The sequence below is a fragment of the Aquirufa sp. HETE-40SA genome (assembly GCF_054558635.1).
This window is the reverse complement of sequence record NZ_JBPXKN010000002.1, coordinates 221,825-237,760: the sequence shown is the minus strand read 5'-3', so window position 1 is coordinate 237,760 and position 15,936 is coordinate 221,825. Positions and strand designations below refer to the sequence as shown.

At 43.6% G+C, this 15,936-nt stretch carries 12 protein-coding genes; 8 read left to right on the top strand and 4 right to left on the bottom strand.

What is annotated here, in order from left to right:
* Window positions 1-23: 23 nt before the first annotated feature.
* Complete coding sequence (locus tag ACRZ9O_RS06355) at window positions 24-1,118, bottom strand: glycosyltransferase (RefSeq protein WP_459457460.1); 1,095 nt, start codon at window positions 1,116-1,118, stop codon at window positions 24-26.
* A gap of 71 nt (window positions 1,119-1,189) precedes the next feature.
* Here ACRZ9O_RS06355 and ACRZ9O_RS06350 point away from each other — a divergent pair, with 71 nt between their 5' ends.
* Window positions 1,190-2,116, top strand: a complete 927-nt coding sequence (locus ACRZ9O_RS06350) for an NAD-dependent epimerase/dehydratase family protein (RefSeq protein WP_459457458.1) — start codon at window positions 1,190-1,192, stop codon at window positions 2,114-2,116.
* Here the strand turns inward: ACRZ9O_RS06350 and ACRZ9O_RS06345 are convergent.
* Window positions 2,103-2,804, bottom strand: a complete 702-nt coding sequence (locus ACRZ9O_RS06345; protein WP_269001521.1) for a class I SAM-dependent methyltransferase — start codon at window positions 2,802-2,804, stop codon at window positions 2,103-2,105. The genes ACRZ9O_RS06350 and ACRZ9O_RS06345 overlap by 14 nt on opposite strands.
* A complete protein-coding gene (locus ACRZ9O_RS06340; protein ID WP_459457456.1) occupies window positions 2,794-3,906 on the bottom strand; it encodes a hypothetical protein in 1,113 nt (370 codons plus the stop codon). Before ACRZ9O_RS06340 ends, ACRZ9O_RS06345 begins: the two co-directional genes overlap by 11 nt.
* A gap of 82 nt (window positions 3,907-3,988) precedes the next feature.
* Between ACRZ9O_RS06340 and ACRZ9O_RS06335 the strand changes: the two genes are divergently transcribed.
* Genes ACRZ9O_RS06335 through ACRZ9O_RS06310 form a run of 6 tightly spaced genes read left to right on the top strand, consistent with a single transcriptional unit; the run spans window position 3,989 to window position 10,281 of the window.
* Window positions 3,989-5,230, top strand: coding sequence for a M16 family metallopeptidase (locus ACRZ9O_RS06335; protein WP_459457454.1), 1,242 nt, complete (start codon window positions 3,989-3,991; stop codon window positions 5,228-5,230).
* Entirely contained in the window at window positions 5,227-5,706 is a 480-nt protein-coding gene (gene ispF / locus ACRZ9O_RS06330) for a 2-C-methyl-D-erythritol 2,4-cyclodiphosphate synthase (protein WP_459457452.1), read from the top strand. Before ACRZ9O_RS06335 ends, ispF begins: the two co-directional genes overlap by 4 nt.
* Window position 5,707: 1 nt before the next feature.
* A complete protein-coding gene (locus ACRZ9O_RS06325; RefSeq protein WP_459457450.1) occupies window positions 5,708-7,960 on the top strand; it encodes a RelA/SpoT family protein in 2,253 nt (750 codons plus the stop codon).
* Between the two features lie 47 nt (window positions 7,961-8,007).
* Window positions 8,008-8,493, top strand: a complete 486-nt coding sequence (locus ACRZ9O_RS06320; protein WP_130895069.1) for a Fur family transcriptional regulator — start codon at window positions 8,008-8,010, stop codon at window positions 8,491-8,493.
* 9 nt (window positions 8,494-8,502) lie between these two features.
* On the top strand, window positions 8,503-9,783 hold the full coding sequence (locus ACRZ9O_RS06315) for an adenylosuccinate synthase (RefSeq protein WP_459457448.1): 1,281 nt from the start codon (window positions 8,503-8,505) through the stop codon (window positions 9,781-9,783).
* Between the two features lie 9 nt (window positions 9,784-9,792).
* Window positions 9,793-10,281 (top strand): hypothetical protein, encoded by a 489-nt coding sequence (locus tag ACRZ9O_RS06310; RefSeq protein WP_459457446.1) that lies wholly within the window; start codon window positions 9,793-9,795, stop codon window positions 10,279-10,281.
* Window positions 10,282-10,396: 115 nt separating this feature from the next.
* On the opposite strand, the gene tsaD is transcribed toward ACRZ9O_RS06310, so the two are convergent.
* Window positions 10,397-11,395, bottom strand: coding sequence for a tRNA (adenosine(37)-N6)-threonylcarbamoyltransferase complex transferase subunit TsaD (gene tsaD, locus ACRZ9O_RS06305; protein WP_459457444.1), 999 nt, complete (start codon window positions 11,393-11,395; stop codon window positions 10,397-10,399).
* A 32-nt stretch (window positions 11,396-11,427) separates the two neighbouring features.
* On the opposite strand from tsaD, the gene ACRZ9O_RS06300 reads away from it, so the two are divergent.
* Window positions 11,428-15,909, top strand: a complete 4,482-nt coding sequence (locus ACRZ9O_RS06300) for a translocation/assembly module TamB domain-containing protein (RefSeq protein ID WP_459457442.1) — start codon at window positions 11,428-11,430, stop codon at window positions 15,907-15,909.
* Window positions 15,910-15,936: the final 27 nt, after the last annotated feature.

Sequence of the window (15,936 nt, the reverse complement as noted above, 5' to 3'; positions counted from 1 at the left end):
AATACGATTTTGCGGGGCATTCTTTATACGAGAAGACCTTTGATTTTCGCCGAGAGCTTTACCACATCATATTGCTCCTCCATGTGTTTGCGAGCTGCGACACCCAAGGCACGCGTAGCCGCGGAATCTGAGGCTAAGGATTTCAGTGCAGCAGCCATTCCCTCCACATCATGTTCATCCACCAAAAGCCCCGTTTTCCCCTCGATGACCGCATCCGGAATACCGGCGTGTCTCGTGGAACAAATGGCTAATCCACAAGCGGATGCCTCTAAAATAGCCACAGGAGTTCCCTCAGAATCTCCACTTGGTGTTAAGACTGAATGTTGAATGAATACGTTTGATTCCTGCAACAAGGGCAAATAGTCGGATTGTCCCATGGCTCCTAGGAAATGGATATTACCAGAGAGTCCATGCGCGGAAACATACGCTTTCGCTTCTTCCCACAAAGGTCCATCGCCCACCATCCGTAATTGGGCTTGGGGGAAATCACGCAACAACATTTCAAAGGCTTGGATGCTTTTCAAAGATCCTTTTTTCTCTGCAAATCTTGCCACAGAAATAACGTTGAATCCATCTTTCGGAGTACCAGGGATAAACCTAGACGTATCGACGCCGCAAGGAATGACATGTAAATTGGGTAATGGACCGGCGATTTCTTCCAAGTTCGCTCGCATGGATTCAGCCACACAGATAATAGCTTTTGCCTTAGGTAAACTGAGGGCGTAACGCGCACCATAAGTCGCTAAAGTCTTTTTCTCTGCTGCATCGAATCCTAAAAAGACAACCGAATAAGGAATACCTTCTGCTAGACAAGCCTCGTAGATATTCGTGCCTAAAGGACCGTAATTCGCTAAGAAGGCGTCTACTTTATGGACGCGCAAAAAGCGTCTAAGGTAATGGGTATAAATCTTTTGATAAAGGCCAGGAATGATGCGGCGCAATACACCTCTCATCGCTAGAATAGAAAAGGGAAACGAAAAGAGGGATCCACCCGCCTTTAATCTGCTCGGTTGCCAGCCCTCGTACAAGACGTGAATGGGTTCTAATTGATTGATCTGCTCTTCGATAAAGGTCTCGGAGTACGAAAAGAAATTAGAGCGGGCAATGATTAAACGCATTCAGGGCTGATTTTTAATGCAAAACCGAAATTAGCTAAATTTTTCGGCTATTTTTACAGCAAATACGCGTCATGGAGAAAAATTTAGTCGTAGGGGGAAGTGGTTTTTTGGGCTTGAATTGGCTGGCTTATTTGCAGCAACACGGTGCAGATAACGAGGTCGTAGTTTTCGCGCACGAAAAACCCGAGGGCGTTATATTTCCGTCATTTGTGACGTTTGTGGTGGGGGATTATGCGGATGCGACAGCTTTGGACGACTTATTTAGTGCCCATCATTTTGATCGTGTATTTCATTTTGCCTCTTCCATTATACCTGCCATTTCATCTGAAAATATTCGCCAAGACATCGAATCTAACTTGTTGCCTACCATCGGTTTGATGGAGATGATGAAGAAACACCAGGTGTCTAAATTACTTTATCTATCCACCGGTGGGGCAGTTTATGGGAATGTAACGGAAGAAAAAGTGAAGGAAGATTATCCTTGCAAGCCTATTTCATCTTACGGAATTATCAAGCTAGCTGTGGAGCATTACATCGAATTGTATGCGAAATTATACCAGATTGATTACTTGATTTTGCGCTTGTCGAATCCATTCGGGGAGTTTCATCGCTCGCCTAAACAGGGAGTAATAAATATTGCCGTTCGCAAGGCGCTGAAAGGAGAGGTGATGGCGGTTTGGGGAGATGGGTCGCAGGCCAAAGATTATATCTACGCCGCTGACATCGGTCAAGCCATCGATGGTTTGATCAAGGCTGGTGTCAAAAATGAAACGATCAATGTGGGCTCAGGCGAATCGCTCAGCTTGAACGAGATAATAAATCGCATTCAAGTGAAACTACCCGCATTTCAAGTCGAATACAAAGACGCAAAGTTGACGGATGTGCAGAGAATCTGCTTAGATACGTCGAAATTAGCGGCGAAAATGAACTGGAACATTACTTCTTTCGAAACTGCCCTCGAAGCCACCATCGCTTACGAAAAAGCTAGACTTTCTTAGCCACGAGCACAAACGTGCAGGCATCCTCGTTGCGGGATTTAGCCGTGATGATCTTATCGAAAAAGATGATCAGTGGCTGCAGTACTAGGGACAACAAGAATCGCAACGGCTTAGGCAATTTGAACAAAAGACCATCTTGGAATAATTGCAATCCCATCGCGGAGCGGCCTAGAATTCCCTCGAAATAAACTACCTCAAATCCCGCTTCGCGTACTATTTTCTGAAGGCCCGTCGAAGTCCAACGCCAAAAATCCGTCGGATCCGGGTGGAACATCCAATACCCGTGAGTCGATAAGATCAATTTGCCCTCTTTTTCTAAAATGCGATGAGCTTCTTTCAAATAGGCTTTCGGGTCTTCCACGTGTTCCAATACTTGCGTAGATAAGACGAAACCTACGCTTTCCTCTGGCATATCGATGATTCCGGCGGGGTCTACCACTACGTCTGCTTTGGTATTGTACGCTAAATCCAGACCTATGTATTGTTCTACAAATGGAGTGAAAAGTGGCTCATAGGGCTTGTTTCCACAACCATAATCGGCCAGTAATTGATGCGGTGAATTGCGAACATACAAAGCAATGACGCGTTCTAATTGCTTGCGCAACTGGATTAGATAGTAATAACGTGCGGACATTCGGCCCGTGATTTTAGGGTATAGACGTTCAATTCCGGCCTCTCTACTTTCCATGTGATAGTCGTTTATATTCGATTAGGGAGTTTTTATACTCAATAAAATCCGCTGATGTGCGAAGGTATTTTCTAAATAAAGTAAGCTTTCTTTCGCGGTATGAAATGCGGGCCAAACCTAAATATGCCAGGCCACGAATATCTTTTGTGAGCCGTTCTTCGAAAGGGAAGGCGATGGATTTTGTATACCAAAACTCGGCCTTTTTTAAATCTTTTCGTTCCACTTCCTCCCGCATTCCGCGCAGGGCATAGGCAGCACCCGTGTAATAGGGATTTTTCAAAGCTTCCATTCTTTCAAGGTAAGATTCTGCTTCTTGAAATTTTCCAGTCAACGTAAGTAATTCAGCTCTTTGCAATAAATACCAGTGGTTCTTGGGAAAGTTATCACTTAGGATTTGATTATAGACCAAAGCCCGTAAAGGATTTCCTTCGTATTTATTTTGTACATAACCCATATAAAATAAGCATTCGTTTTTCACGAAAATGGTCCGTTTAATTCCTGCTTCTAACTGAGCAAGACCAAGTCGTTTATTTCCATCCTGGAATAAAAACATAAAGGGTTTTAAGACGGGATGTAATTCTGGATAAGCAACGCTGTAATAATTATACATTCCCGTAGAATATAGAAATTCGGGCTGTTTGTCGGAATTCTTTAGGCCAATTTTCAGGAAGCTATAGGCCTTCTTCGCATAGTTAACTACTTTCATAAAGTTTTGCTCATCTGCTTCGTAGGCTGCTAAAAATCCCAATGAGGCCGTACAGAAAAACGATGCCTCTAAGTCATTCTCATCTTTTTCGTATAATTCTTGAGCTAACTCATAGGCCTTTTCGAGATGGGCTAAGTAAGTACGACTCTGTGCAGGATGATCCTTCAACGGAAAGTATTGTTGCTCCCATTGCATCGCAAGCAATAAATAGGCCGCTGGGTGTCGTGGGTATTTGGTTTTTAGGTTATTAAAAATGAGTGCGGATTCTTTGAATTCGTATTGGTATAAGTTCGTCAAACCTTGGGTGATTTGGGATTTCGCGAGAGGGTCTTGGAGGATTTGGGCCTGCAATCTCATCGAAAGAAAAAGGAAAAGTAAGAGTGCAACCCGAATCATGTGAAATGTTTAGCCTGCAAATTTAGTTAAGCTCTGTGGTTTTTGGGTCGATTTTTTTACTTTTGTTTATAAACCCTAAGACATGATTTCATTCGAAGAATTTACCCTCGCTAACGGCCTTAAAGTCATTGTGCACGAAGACCGGGACACGACGATGGCGGTGGTAGATGTGATCTACAATGTAGGTTCCCGGGATGAAGACGAAAACCTGACGGGTTTTGCGCATTTGTTCGAGCATTTGATGTTCGGTGGATCTGAAAACATTCCGTCCTTCGATACGCCCTTGCAAAAAGTAGGCGGCGAGAACAATGCCTTTACCACCCCAGATTTAACGAATTACTATATTTCGGTTCCAGCTCAAAACATCGAAACGGCCTTCTGGCTTGAATCGGACCGGATGAAGCAATTAGCTTTTAACACGCAAAGCCTCGAAACACAGCGCAAAGTCGTGATAGAGGAATTCAAGCAACGTTATTTGAATCAGCCCTACGGCGATGTGTGGCTGAAGTTTAGACCTTTGATTTACAACAATCATCCGTACCGCTGGCCTACGATTGGTGCTGGTATTCAGCACATTGAGGAGGCCCAGATGAGTGATGTGAAAGCTTTTTTCCAAAAGCACTACGTACCCTCTAATGCCACACTAGTCGTTGCTGGTAAGGTAAAAGTGTCCGAGGTAAAAGCTTTAGCCGAAAAATGGTTCGCACCCATTCCAGGTGGCGTGAAGCCACAGCGCAATCTGCCGCAAGAACCGGTGCAAATAGAAAACCGGGCAATGGAAATTGTCGCTGACGTACCGGCGAATCGCCTGTATAAAGCCTATCCCGTGATCGGTCGCTATGAACCGGGTTACCACGCGATTGATTTGATGGCGGATTTATTAGGTAGAGGAGAGTCTTCTTATTTATACGAGCATTTAGTTCAAAAGCAGCGTATTTTCGACACGATTGGGACTTATCAAACGAGTTCCATCGATCCGGGCCTATTGATTATTCAAGGTCAGGTGAGTGATGATGTGACGATCGAGGAGGCTGAAGAAGCATTAGAGAAGGCGATACAGAATTTTGCGACTTCGAAAATTGCCGAGAAAGACTTGCAGATGGTTAAGAACCAATCGGAGGCGAGTTTGGTTTTTGGGGAAGTGGAAGTGCTGAATCGGGCAATGAATTTAGCCATGGCCGCGAATGCGGGCGATGCGAATTTAGTCAACACGGAAGCGGATAAGATCGCGGAAGTGCAGACGCAAGATTTGGAAAAATGGGCTCAGCGCTTGTTTATTCAAGGGAAATCGAATACCTTAAAGTATAAAAAAATAGCCAAATGAAAATTCGCGTAGGACAAGGGTACGATGTGCATCGCTGGGTAGAAGGACGTCCTTGTATCTTGGGTGGTGTGGAAATTCCTTCAGAGAAGGGGCCTTTGGGTCATTCCGATGCCGACCTAGTTTGCCACGTATTATGCGATGCTCTTCTAGGGGCCGCGAATATGCGCAATATTGGGTATCATTTTTCAGATAAAGATCCGATGTGGAAGGGAGTTGCTTCCACGCTTTTGTTAAAGAAAGTGATGGAGATGATTCGCGAAGCTGGTTGGGAATTGTCGAATGCGGACGTAACCGTGATCTTAGATCAACCCAAGTTGAATCCGATTATCCCTGCTATTAAAGATAATTTAGCCCTGGTGATGGGTGTGGAAGTAGACCAAATTTCGGTTAAAGCAACCACCTCAGAAGGCTTGGGTTTTGTGGGTAGAGCAGAAGGTGTTTCTGCGATGGCTGTGGCCCTTATTCAGAAAGATTAAGATGCAGATAGATTTAGAAAAGGAACGTTTAGAGATTTTGAAGCGCTACCGCAAGTTACTGCGGACGGCTAAGCCTTTTTTAAAAGACGATGATGCGAAGCAAATCAAAAAAGCCTTCTTGATTTCTTCGGAGGCGCACAAAGATATGCGTCGCAAATCCGGCGAGCCATATATTTACCATCCTTTAGCCGTTGCCCAAATTTGTGTGGAGGAAATCGGTTTAGGAACTACGTCGATTATTGCGGCTTTGTTGCATGATGTGGTGGAGGATACGGATACGACTTTGGCAGAAATTGAAAAACAATTCAATCCTAAGATTGCCTCCATTATCGATGGACTAACGAAAATTGCCGGTACGTTTGAATATGGAACATCGCAACAGGCGGAGAATTTTCGGAAGATGTTATTGACGCTTTCGGATGATATTCGCGTGATCTTAATTAAGCTCGCGGATCGTCTGCACAACATGCGGACACTGACGAGTATGGCGAAGGAAAAGCAGTTGAAAATTGCCTCTGAAACCATCTATTTGTATGCACCATTGGCTCACCGCTTGGGTTTGAATGCGTTTAAATCTGAGTTAGAGGATTTAGGATTAAAGCATACCGAGCCGGAAGCTTATAAGGAAATCGCTCATAATTTGATGGAAAATAAGCGAAGCAGAGAAAGCTTTGTGGAAAATTTTATCAAGCCTATTAAGAAGACGTTGGACGATCGAGGTTTGAATTATACCATCAAAGGTCGCCCCAAATCCATCTTTTCTATTTACAATAAAATTAAAAAAGGCAATACGCCTTTTGAGAAAATATACGATCTTTTTGCGGTACGTGTCGTGTTAGACGTGCCCGTGGAGCGCGAAAAATCGGATTGCTGGGAAGTATATTCCGTAGTCACGGATCATTATCGACCTAATCCGAGTCGTTTGAAGGATTGGGTTTCCACTCCTAAATCGAATGGTTACGAGTCATTGCACACCACGGTGATGAGTATGCCTTTTGGGCAAGACAAAGAAGGTCGCTGGGTAGAGGTCCAGATTCGTTCTAAGCGAATGGACGAAATTGCGGAGAAAGGGGTGGCAGCACACTTTAAGTACAAAGGCACAGACACGCGGACGAGCGAGGCGTTTGAGTCATGGCTGTCTCAAGTTCGGGAAGCCATCGAGGCGAATGACAAAAGCCAGTCGGCCGTGGAATTAGTGGAGGACATCAAGAACTCGCTTTACCATGAGGAGGTTTTTGTCTTTAGTCCGAAAGGGAAATTGATTGTCTTGCAATCCGGTGCTACTGCTTTGGACTTTGCTTTTGAGATTCACTCAGAAGTGGGCGCCCGTTGCATAGGTGCCAAAGTAGGAGGTAAACTCGTTCCCTTATCACACAAATTAGCGAACGGAGATCAAATCGAGATATTAACATCCTCTAAGCAAAAACCGTCAGAAGACTGGTTGCGCATCGTGTTTACAACGAAGGCAAAAGCGCGGATCAAGGACTTCATCAAGGAGGAGAATAAATCACACCTGATTAAGGGTCGCGATTTAATTGAACATCGCTTGAAACATCTAGGTTTTCCTCTTTTGACTTTAGAAATCACGAATCAGTTGCGCGCTTATTTTAATGCCAAAGATGCGAATGATTTATTCTACCGTTTTGGTAAAGCCTACATCAACATTGATCAACTCAAGCACTGGAAATTGGATCGTGAATTACATGAAAGAAAGCAGGCAGAGAAATCAATCCAAGCGCCTATCGTGGATAGCAAATCCTTCAGAAAGGAGATGCAAGAGTACCACAAGGAGCGCAAGGAATCTGATACCTTATTGATTGGAGAGGACATGGATAAGGTAGATTATACCTTAGCGAAGTGCTGCAATCCGATTTCGGGGGATGAAGTTTTTGGCTTTGTGACCATCAATGAGGGGATCAAAATACACCGAGCCGCTTGCCCTAACTCACCTGAATTACTTTCGCGCCACGGGGACCGCGTCATTAAGGCACAATGGACTTCTCAAATCTCCATGTCTTTTGTCGTTGATTTGATTATCCGAGGTATCGATCGCGTAGGCTTGGTGAACGACGTAACCCGCTTGATTTCAGAGAAGTTGCAAGTCAATATTACGGGTCTGAACATTGGGGTGAAAGATGGACTATTTGAGGGCCAAATATCACTTATGGTACAAGACACCGATCACCTCGATAGCTTAAGCGCAGAAATGGAACAAGTTCCTGGCGTAATTGAAGTGGAGCGAAAAGTTTCTTAGTTTTTGTCCGTTATTTTTGCTTATTTTACGTCGTTTTTTTTCCATAAATGTCCCAAGAATTAGATAAACTCGATTCAGTAAAAAAGATCTTCACTGCCTACCTGGAAAACAAGGGTTTGCGGAAGACTCCGGAACGCTTTGCGATCCTGGAAGAGATCTATTTACGGGACGATCACTTTGATGTGGAGGAGTTGTACATCTCCATGAAAAACAAGAAATACCAAGTATCTAGGGCTACCGTTTACAATACGCTCGATGTGTTAGTGGAATGCGATTTAGTGGTGAAACACCAGTTTGGTCGCAACCAAGCACAATTCGAGAAGTCCTATGGACGTCGTCAACACGATCATTTAATCTGTACCGATTGCCACAAAGTCACGGAATTTTGTGATCCTCGCGTACAAACCATCCAAAGTTTAGTAGGCGAAATGCTGCAATTCAATGTAATGCACCATTCCCTTATTTTTTACGGTTCTTGTACGAACAAGAATTGTGAACACCGAGCAAATTACCAAGCAAGAAATCAAGAATAAAACAATATTATGGCAGTTGATGTATTATTAGGCTTACAATGGGGTGATGAAGGAAAAGGAAAGATCGTAGACGTTCTAGCACCCAAGTATCAAGTAGTTGCGCGTTTTCAAGGCGGACCTAACGCGGGTCACACCTTAGAATTCGACGGATTTAAGCACGTTTTGCATCAAATTCCATCTGGAATTTTCCGCCAAGAAGTTCAAAACATCATCGGTAACGGGGTGGTTTTGGATCCCATCATCTTCAAAAAAGAAATTGACGGTTTAGCGCATTTCAACCTAGACTTACGCAAGAACTTAGAGATCTCGAAGAAAGCATCCATCATCTTGCCTACCCACCGTTTATTAGACGCGGCATACGAAAAGGCAAAAGGGGATGCAAAAATCGGTTCTACTTTGAAAGGAATCGGTCCTACTTATACGGATAAAATCTCTCGCCAGGGATTACGTGTAGGAGATATGATTTCACCTGATTTTTCTGCCAAATACAACGCATTAGTTGATCGCCACAAAGCGATTTTGGACGTATATAAATTTGAATACGATTTAGCGGCAGCGGAGAAAGAATTCTTCGAAGCCGTTGCTTTCATGAAAGAATTCCACTTAGTGGATTCAGAATATTCTGTGAACCACGCCATCGACGCAGGGAAAACGATCCTAGCTGAGGGCGCACAAGGTTCACTTTTGGACGTAGACTTCGGTTCTTATCCATTTGTAACTTCATCAAATACAATTACCGCGGGTGCTTGTACCGGTTTAGGTGTGGCGCCTAAAAACATCGGTGAGGTTTTCGGTATCTTCAAAGCCTATGCGACTCGCGTAGGTTCTGGCCCATTCCCTACGGAATTAGAAGACGAAGTAGGCGAGCGCATGCGGGTGGAGGGCCGTGAATTCGGTTCGACAACTGGTCGTCCGCGCCGTTGTGGTTGGATCGATTTGCCAGCCTTGAAATACGCCATGATGATTAATGGGGTAACTCAATTAATCATGATGAAGGCGGACGTTTTGAATATCTTTGACGAGATTCAAGTGTGTACGGCTTACGAAATGCCGGACGGTTCGATTACAGACCAAATCCCTTTCGAGATCACCGACATCAAAGTAAAGCCGGTGTACGAAACTTTAAAGGGTTGGGCTTGTAGCCTAGAAGGCATGCGCGATTTTAACGAATTGCCAGTAGAACTAGCGGATTACATCAAATTCTTAGAAAAACACTTGAACCTACCTATTAACTTCATCTCGACAGGTCCAGACCGCGAGGCTTGTGTGTTAAGAGGTTCATTAGCATAAACCATCAAAATGGAGGGGATTTCATTAGCTGATTTGTACAAATTCGACGAGATCTATTGGGTCCCGCAGGATAAGTCAGAGGCGCAGCTAGCGGAATCCCCTGCTGTTGTTATGGTGGAGGAAGCTATTGCGGCAGTTAAGCCTAAGGTCTCCACTCCTTGGGTCGTTGTAGGCCAAATCGCCGAAGCCGAACTAGCTCGTTTAAAACTCATTTTCTCTGCCCCTCCTTTAGTGTTAGGACCCGCTGATTGGTCAGTCTACACGCCTTCGGACGAAGAACCAAGCTTTACTGAATTCCTGAAAGAGACGAGCGCAAAACGCTATATCTTTATCGGTCAGCAACCAGCTGTTTGGCAAGGGGAGTTGCCTACCACCGAAATCGATACGATCGAATCCAAATTAGTCTATTTCTTTCCACGCTATATTTCGTCGCTGACGGATGCGGATAAGACGCTGAAGATGGAGTTTTGGAATGCGCTTAAACAGATTAAAGAGTAGAGAGTATAGAGTATAGAATAGAGATAAGAGAGTACAGAGAGGAGATTAGAGATAATAGAGAAGAGAAGATAGGAGATGAATCATCTCTACTCTATACTCTCTACTCTATACTCTCCTACAGCGCATACCTCGCTAACGGACTCACATCCTGCCCACAAAACTCCCCCGCTTCTGCTTTAAAATGCCCCGCCATGGCGATCATTCCCGCGTTATCCGTGCAGTAACTGAAGGCTGGGATGAAAACCTCCCAACCCATTTCAGTGCCCATCTCTTGAAGTCGTGTGCGCAAACCTGAGTTGGCAGAAACGCCGCCGGCGATGGCGATTTGGGTGCAGTTCATTTCCTTCATCGCTTTTTTCGTTTTGCGAAGGAGCATGTCGATGAGGGTTTTTTGGACGGAGGCGCAGATGTCTGCTTTGTTTTCTTCGATGAAGTTGGGGTTATTTTTGACCTCTTTTTGGAGGAAATATAAAATGGCGGTTTTGATGCCAGAGAAGCTAAAGTTCAAGCCGGGCATTTCACCTAGTGAGAAGGGGAAGCGGTCGGGGTTACCCTCTTTGGCCAACTTATCAATTAATGGGCCACCTGGATAAGGTAGTCCGATCAGTTTTGCAGTTTTGTCAAAGGCTTCACCCACGGCATCATCCTGCGTTTCGCCAATGACCTCCATGTCGAGTGCCGATTTTACCCAAACCAATTGCGTGTGGCCGCCACTCACGGTAAGGCAAAGGAAGGGAAAAGAGGGCTTGGGATCCTCAATAAAATGCGCCAAAACGTGCGCCTGCATATGATTTACTTCGATTAAGGGAATGTTTAGGCTAAGTGCCAGCGATTTCGCAAATGAGGTGCCGATTAATAAAGCTCCTAAAAGCCCAGGACCCCTTGTGAAGGCAATGGCATTCAGTTCATTTTTGTTTATATTTGCTTTTTGCAGGGCCTCTGTCACGACAGGGATGATCGATTTTTGATGAGCTCTGCTGGCTAATTCGGGAACGACGCCACCCCATTCCGTATGGATGAGTTGTGTCGAGATGATGTTAGACTTCAAAACGCCGTCCACCATGACGGCAGCCGAAGTTTCATCACAAGAAGATTCAATAGCCAGTAGCTTCATAAGAATAGAATTCTGCGCAAAAATACGGCAATATGGTCAAATATCTCAAAATCTTCGTCAAAACAATCCTCTACGGGTTGCTGGGGATTTTTTTGATGATTTTTGCAACCATTCTTCTCCTCAGAGCTCCCGTTAACCAAACCTTACTAGCCAATTATTTAACACCTAAAGTCGAAAAGGCGATCGGCTATCCCGTTAAAATGCAGGGTATCCAGGTCAAGTTTTTCGATGAGGTCAGTATCAAAGGCTTGGAGGTAAAAGACCCTTGGGGTGCTAAAATGATTCAAATCGATCAGTTGGATGTAAATTTTAGCATTACACATTTATTTCTTCAGCCGGGCAAACCTAGTCTTGATTATGCTCGTTTGACACGCCCAAATGTACATTTGATATTCGAAAAGAAGACGGGTAAAATGAACATCGAGGAGTTTATTTTGCGTCTCGAAAATTGGATTACGGGTGGAGTAAAAGCAACAAAAAAGGGTCCATCGTCGATTTTTACCATACCGGAAGCCGAGGTGATTGATGGGGCTTTTTCATTAGATGATAACACGGTGAAGAGTGAAGCGACTCGCCGTCATTTCGATATTTCGCACTTTACCTTAGCGAAGGTTTATTCCAAAGTCAAGAATTTTTACATCAAAAACGATACACTAGGACTTCAAGCGATTGGTTTGCGGACAAAGGATCCTTTGACAGGTTTTGACGTAAAAAGTCTGGACACCAAGTTTATGATTTCGGATCACCAAATGCGCTTTGATCAATTGGATTTGCGTTTTAATGACTCCCGTGTGACACGTAAATTTGTGGTGAATTACCGCGACATGCGCTCGATGACACGTTGGATTACGGACGTGGATATGCAAGCGGATTTCAATGGTGCGCAGGTGAAAGGGGAAGATTTAGGGCGCTTTGTGGAGGCGATGTATGAATACAAGGGAATGTATCGTCTGAAGGGTGCACTGAGTGGTACAGTAGCGAAACTGGATTTGAAAAAATTTGAATTAGGCTTCGGCTCGAAGAGTGTCTTGCGCGGGGATTTTAATTTCAAAGGTTTGCCGAATGTGGATAAGACGGAGATGGATTTTACCATGCGTTCGTCGTTATTTTATCCTCAGGATTTAGGGACCTATATTACCAAGCCAGCTGCAGAAAATATGGTTATTTTAGGCCCTGTAGCCTTCGATGGACTATTCAAAGGGAACAATAAAGTATTTAGGACAGCCGGTAAATTGAAGACGGGACTAGGGTATGTAGAGGCGGATGTCAAAATGAATTTGAAAGACTCAATGGCCTTTTCGCGTTACGATGGGAAGATCAAATTGCAGAAATTTAAGCTGGGTAAGCTTTTGGGTTTGGAGTCTGTATTAGGGACTTTAGATGCAGAAGGAAGTTTGAAAGGAAGTGGCTTTGCAAAGAAATCGGCTAATATTGATTTTGATGGCAAGGTGTCAGAAATCTTTTTCAACAAATACCTCTACCACAAAATTAGCTTAAAAGGGAATTTTCAAAAGCAATTATTCAAGGGAGATGTAAGCTCGAAAGACACAAATTTAGTTGCCACTATGTCAGGATTAATTGACTTACGTACTTCCAAGCCTGTGTATCAAATGCAAGGTGAAATCACCCATGCGAATCTGCATAACATCCATTTGCTGGATCCTCAGTTGAGCTTGTCTACTGATTTTGAATTAGATTTTAAGGGGGATCATTTTGATGATTTAGAGGGTCGCACCGTGTTTTATAATTCAACTTTGCAAACCCCTGATAAGCCTGATTTGCATGTCGAATTAGTGACGCTTACTTCTGAAAATGGACCTGGTGAAAAGCGCCATTATAAGTTAACTTCAGACCTCATTTCCGCTGAAATTAGTGGAGAGTTTACCCCGAGTGTTTTACAAGCCCAACTAGGACAATTAACGAATGAATATGCTCTTTATTTCCAAAAAGGAGCTGACGAGCGCTGGGGTTATTATGCCACTCGTCGCCATGAAATTGAAACAAAATACAAGGCCGATTTTACTGTTATATGCCACCGGGCAGATCCAATTTTGGCTCGTTTTTTTCCATCGGTTCAGATCGGGGAAAATACCGTATTCTCTGGAAATATATCGAAAGGGAGAACACTTTCTGTTAGCTTAGAAGCTTACCCAGACACCTTGGTTTTTGGTGGATACCGCTTCTATCAATCCGTATTTTCTTTCCAAAGTTCGAAATTCTTAGGTGCTCCTGAAGTATCTTCTAGTCTTGTTTTTTCCTCTAGAAAACAACAATTGAATTTCTTAACTCCTACAGAGAATTTCAAATTAGATGCGCTTTGGGATCAAAATCGCATCAATTTTGGTCTTGATTTTAAACAGCAAGGAGAAGAGAACTCGGCGCATTTAGCCGGTGCTTGGGCCTTTGAGGACGAGGGGTTATCCTTGAAATTCAAGGATACCTATTTCCGTATTTTAGGTCAAGATTGGGCCATGGAACCTGCGAACAAAATCACCATTCAAGGCCAGGAATGGAAAGCAGATCGCGTTTTGGTGGCTAACCAAAATCAATCTATTTCCCTGCAAGGAAGTCTTTCGAATGATACGACAGAGACCATCAAATTACGTGCAAATCATTTCCAATTATCCACGTTAAAACCCTTGTTTGCTACTAAGACGACCGGGGAATTAAACGGTGAAATTGCCATTCAAGATTGGTACAAAAATACACGTTTAGATTCCTGGATATTAGTGGATTCTTTACGTTTAAACAAGTTTTATATTGGGAATTTACAGGGTGTGGGGACCTATTTGGCAGATGATAAAAAGATGGATTTAAATCTTAATTTAAACCGCCTTGGGGAATCTGTCTTGTCATTAACTGGAACGTATCTTCCTTATGAGGAGGAGCAAAAGTTGAATATGGAGACCGAGTTAAATCAGACGGATTTACAGATTTTGGAGCCATTTACAGAAGGTGTTTTCTCCGACTTGAAGGGGTCTGCATCGGGTAATTTGCATATAGGAGGATTGCCGACGAAACCGGAGATAACCGGAGATATCGTGTTTTTGAAAGCGGGAGCAGTGTTTGATTATTTGAAAACATCGATGTCTGTATCGGATACAGTGAGCTTTACTCCGCGAAAGATTTTTGCCAAAAATTGGAAAGTCTTAGATACGGAAGGCAATAAAGCCTTAGTCAATACGACGCTTCAGTTTCCTGAGGGGAAACCCTTTGAACTAGACATTCAGGCAAACCTTGATCATTATAAACTCTTAAATACGAGTAGAGGGCCTAGTTCGATTTATTATGGTTTAGGTTATGCGTCTGGTCCTATGCGGGTATCTGGATCAGTGGACAACTTGATCGTTTCGGCAGATTTAAAGACCGAAAAAGGGACAAGGTTATTCATTCCTTTAGATCGGGAGGAGGATGCAACAGAGGCGGAAGATTATAGTTTTGTTAGTGAATTAACAGATGCGGATGTAGCGGTAGCCGCTGCTGCTGTATCCACGAAATTGCAGGAAGATGGAATAACACTTGACTTGCGTTTAGCTTTGACACCGGAGGCTTACGGTGAGGTGCAGTTTGATGCTAAGAAAGGCGACGTAATGCGCATGTATGGAGCGGGTGATATCAAGATGAATTTGGATAAAAAAGGAGCCTTTAAAATGGTGGGTGACTATGCCATTGACCAAGGAGATTATACCTTTACTCTTCAAAACTTGATTAATAAAAAATTCGCCATTCAACGCGGTTCTAGGATCTCGTGGACGGGTGATCCATTAGAGGCTAACGTGAATATCAAGGCCATTTATACTCAGTATGCCTCCTTGTTTCCCATCTTGTTAGATACGACGAATAAGGGTAATTTGCCGGAGTTTAAGCGTCGTTATCCGGTAGATGTGACCATTAGTTTACAAGATCGATTATTGTCTCCTCGGGTCAATTTTGATATAGGAATTCGGGATTATCCGAAGGACATGACCTTGAATGGGGCGGTGACTGCTTTCACGAATCGGATTAAAACAGATGATCAGGAGTTAACACGTCAGGTGAGTAATATCTTGTTGTTTGGGCAATTGGTTTCTCCTTTTGGGGGAAGCGGTTTGGCCTTGGGGAATTTGATGGGGAATTTTACGGAGATGCTATCTAATCAGTTAAGTAATTTGGCCTCTAAAATCAACAAAGACCTAGATATTTCGGTCTCTTTAGGCGGTGGTGCCTTGAACCAAGATATACTTTCGAATTTACAGTTACGTGCTTCTTATAACTTTAATGATCGCTTGCGTATAACCCGTAGTGGTGGATTTACCGATGCTCGAAATCAAACAAGTCCTCAAATATTATTGGGGGATTGGGCGCTAGAATGGTTTGTGAAACCGGATGGCAGTTTGCGTCTAAAGACGTATAATCGAAATGTACAGACCACTATCTTAGGCTCGTTTAACTCGTATCAAATCAATCAAACTTTAGGAGCCAGCTTACTTTACAATAAGGGTTTCAATACCTTCTTTTGGCAGAAGAAGAAATAAAAAAGGCCACCCTTTCGGATGGCCCAT

Excerpts from the sequence above, each read along its gene's own strand:
- ACRZ9O_RS06355 (WP_459457460.1), bottom strand. The coding sequence starts at position 1,118 with ATGCGTTTAATCATTGCCCGCTCTAATTTCTTTTCGTACTCCGAGACC.
- ACRZ9O_RS06350 (WP_459457458.1), top strand. The coding sequence starts at position 1,190 with ATGGAGAAAAATTTAGTCGTAGGGGGAAGTGGTTTTTTGGGCTTGAAT.
- ACRZ9O_RS06345 (WP_269001521.1), bottom strand. The coding sequence starts at position 2,804 with ATGGAAAGTAGAGAGGCCGGAATTGAACGTCTATACCCTAAAATCACG.
- ACRZ9O_RS06340 (WP_459457456.1), bottom strand. The coding sequence starts at position 3,906 with ATGATTCGGGTTGCACTCTTACTTTTCCTTTTTCTTTCGATGAGATTG.
- ACRZ9O_RS06335 (WP_459457454.1), top strand. The coding sequence starts at position 3,989 with ATGATTTCATTCGAAGAATTTACCCTCGCTAACGGCCTTAAAGTCATT.
- ispF (WP_459457452.1), top strand. The coding sequence starts at position 5,227 with ATGAAAATTCGCGTAGGACAAGGGTACGATGTGCATCGCTGGGTAGAA.
- ACRZ9O_RS06325 (WP_459457450.1), top strand. The coding sequence starts at position 5,708 with ATGCAGATAGATTTAGAAAAGGAACGTTTAGAGATTTTGAAGCGCTAC.
- ACRZ9O_RS06320 (WP_130895069.1), top strand. The coding sequence starts at position 8,008 with ATGTCCCAAGAATTAGATAAACTCGATTCAGTAAAAAAGATCTTCACT.
- ACRZ9O_RS06315 (WP_459457448.1), top strand. The coding sequence starts at position 8,503 with ATGGCAGTTGATGTATTATTAGGCTTACAATGGGGTGATGAAGGAAAA.
- ACRZ9O_RS06310 (WP_459457446.1), top strand. The coding sequence starts at position 9,793 with ATGGAGGGGATTTCATTAGCTGATTTGTACAAATTCGACGAGATCTAT.
- tsaD (WP_459457444.1), bottom strand. The coding sequence starts at position 11,395 with ATGAAGCTACTGGCTATTGAATCTTCTTGTGATGAAACTTCGGCTGCC.
- ACRZ9O_RS06300 (WP_459457442.1), top strand. The coding sequence starts at position 11,428 with ATGGTCAAATATCTCAAAATCTTCGTCAAAACAATCCTCTACGGGTTG.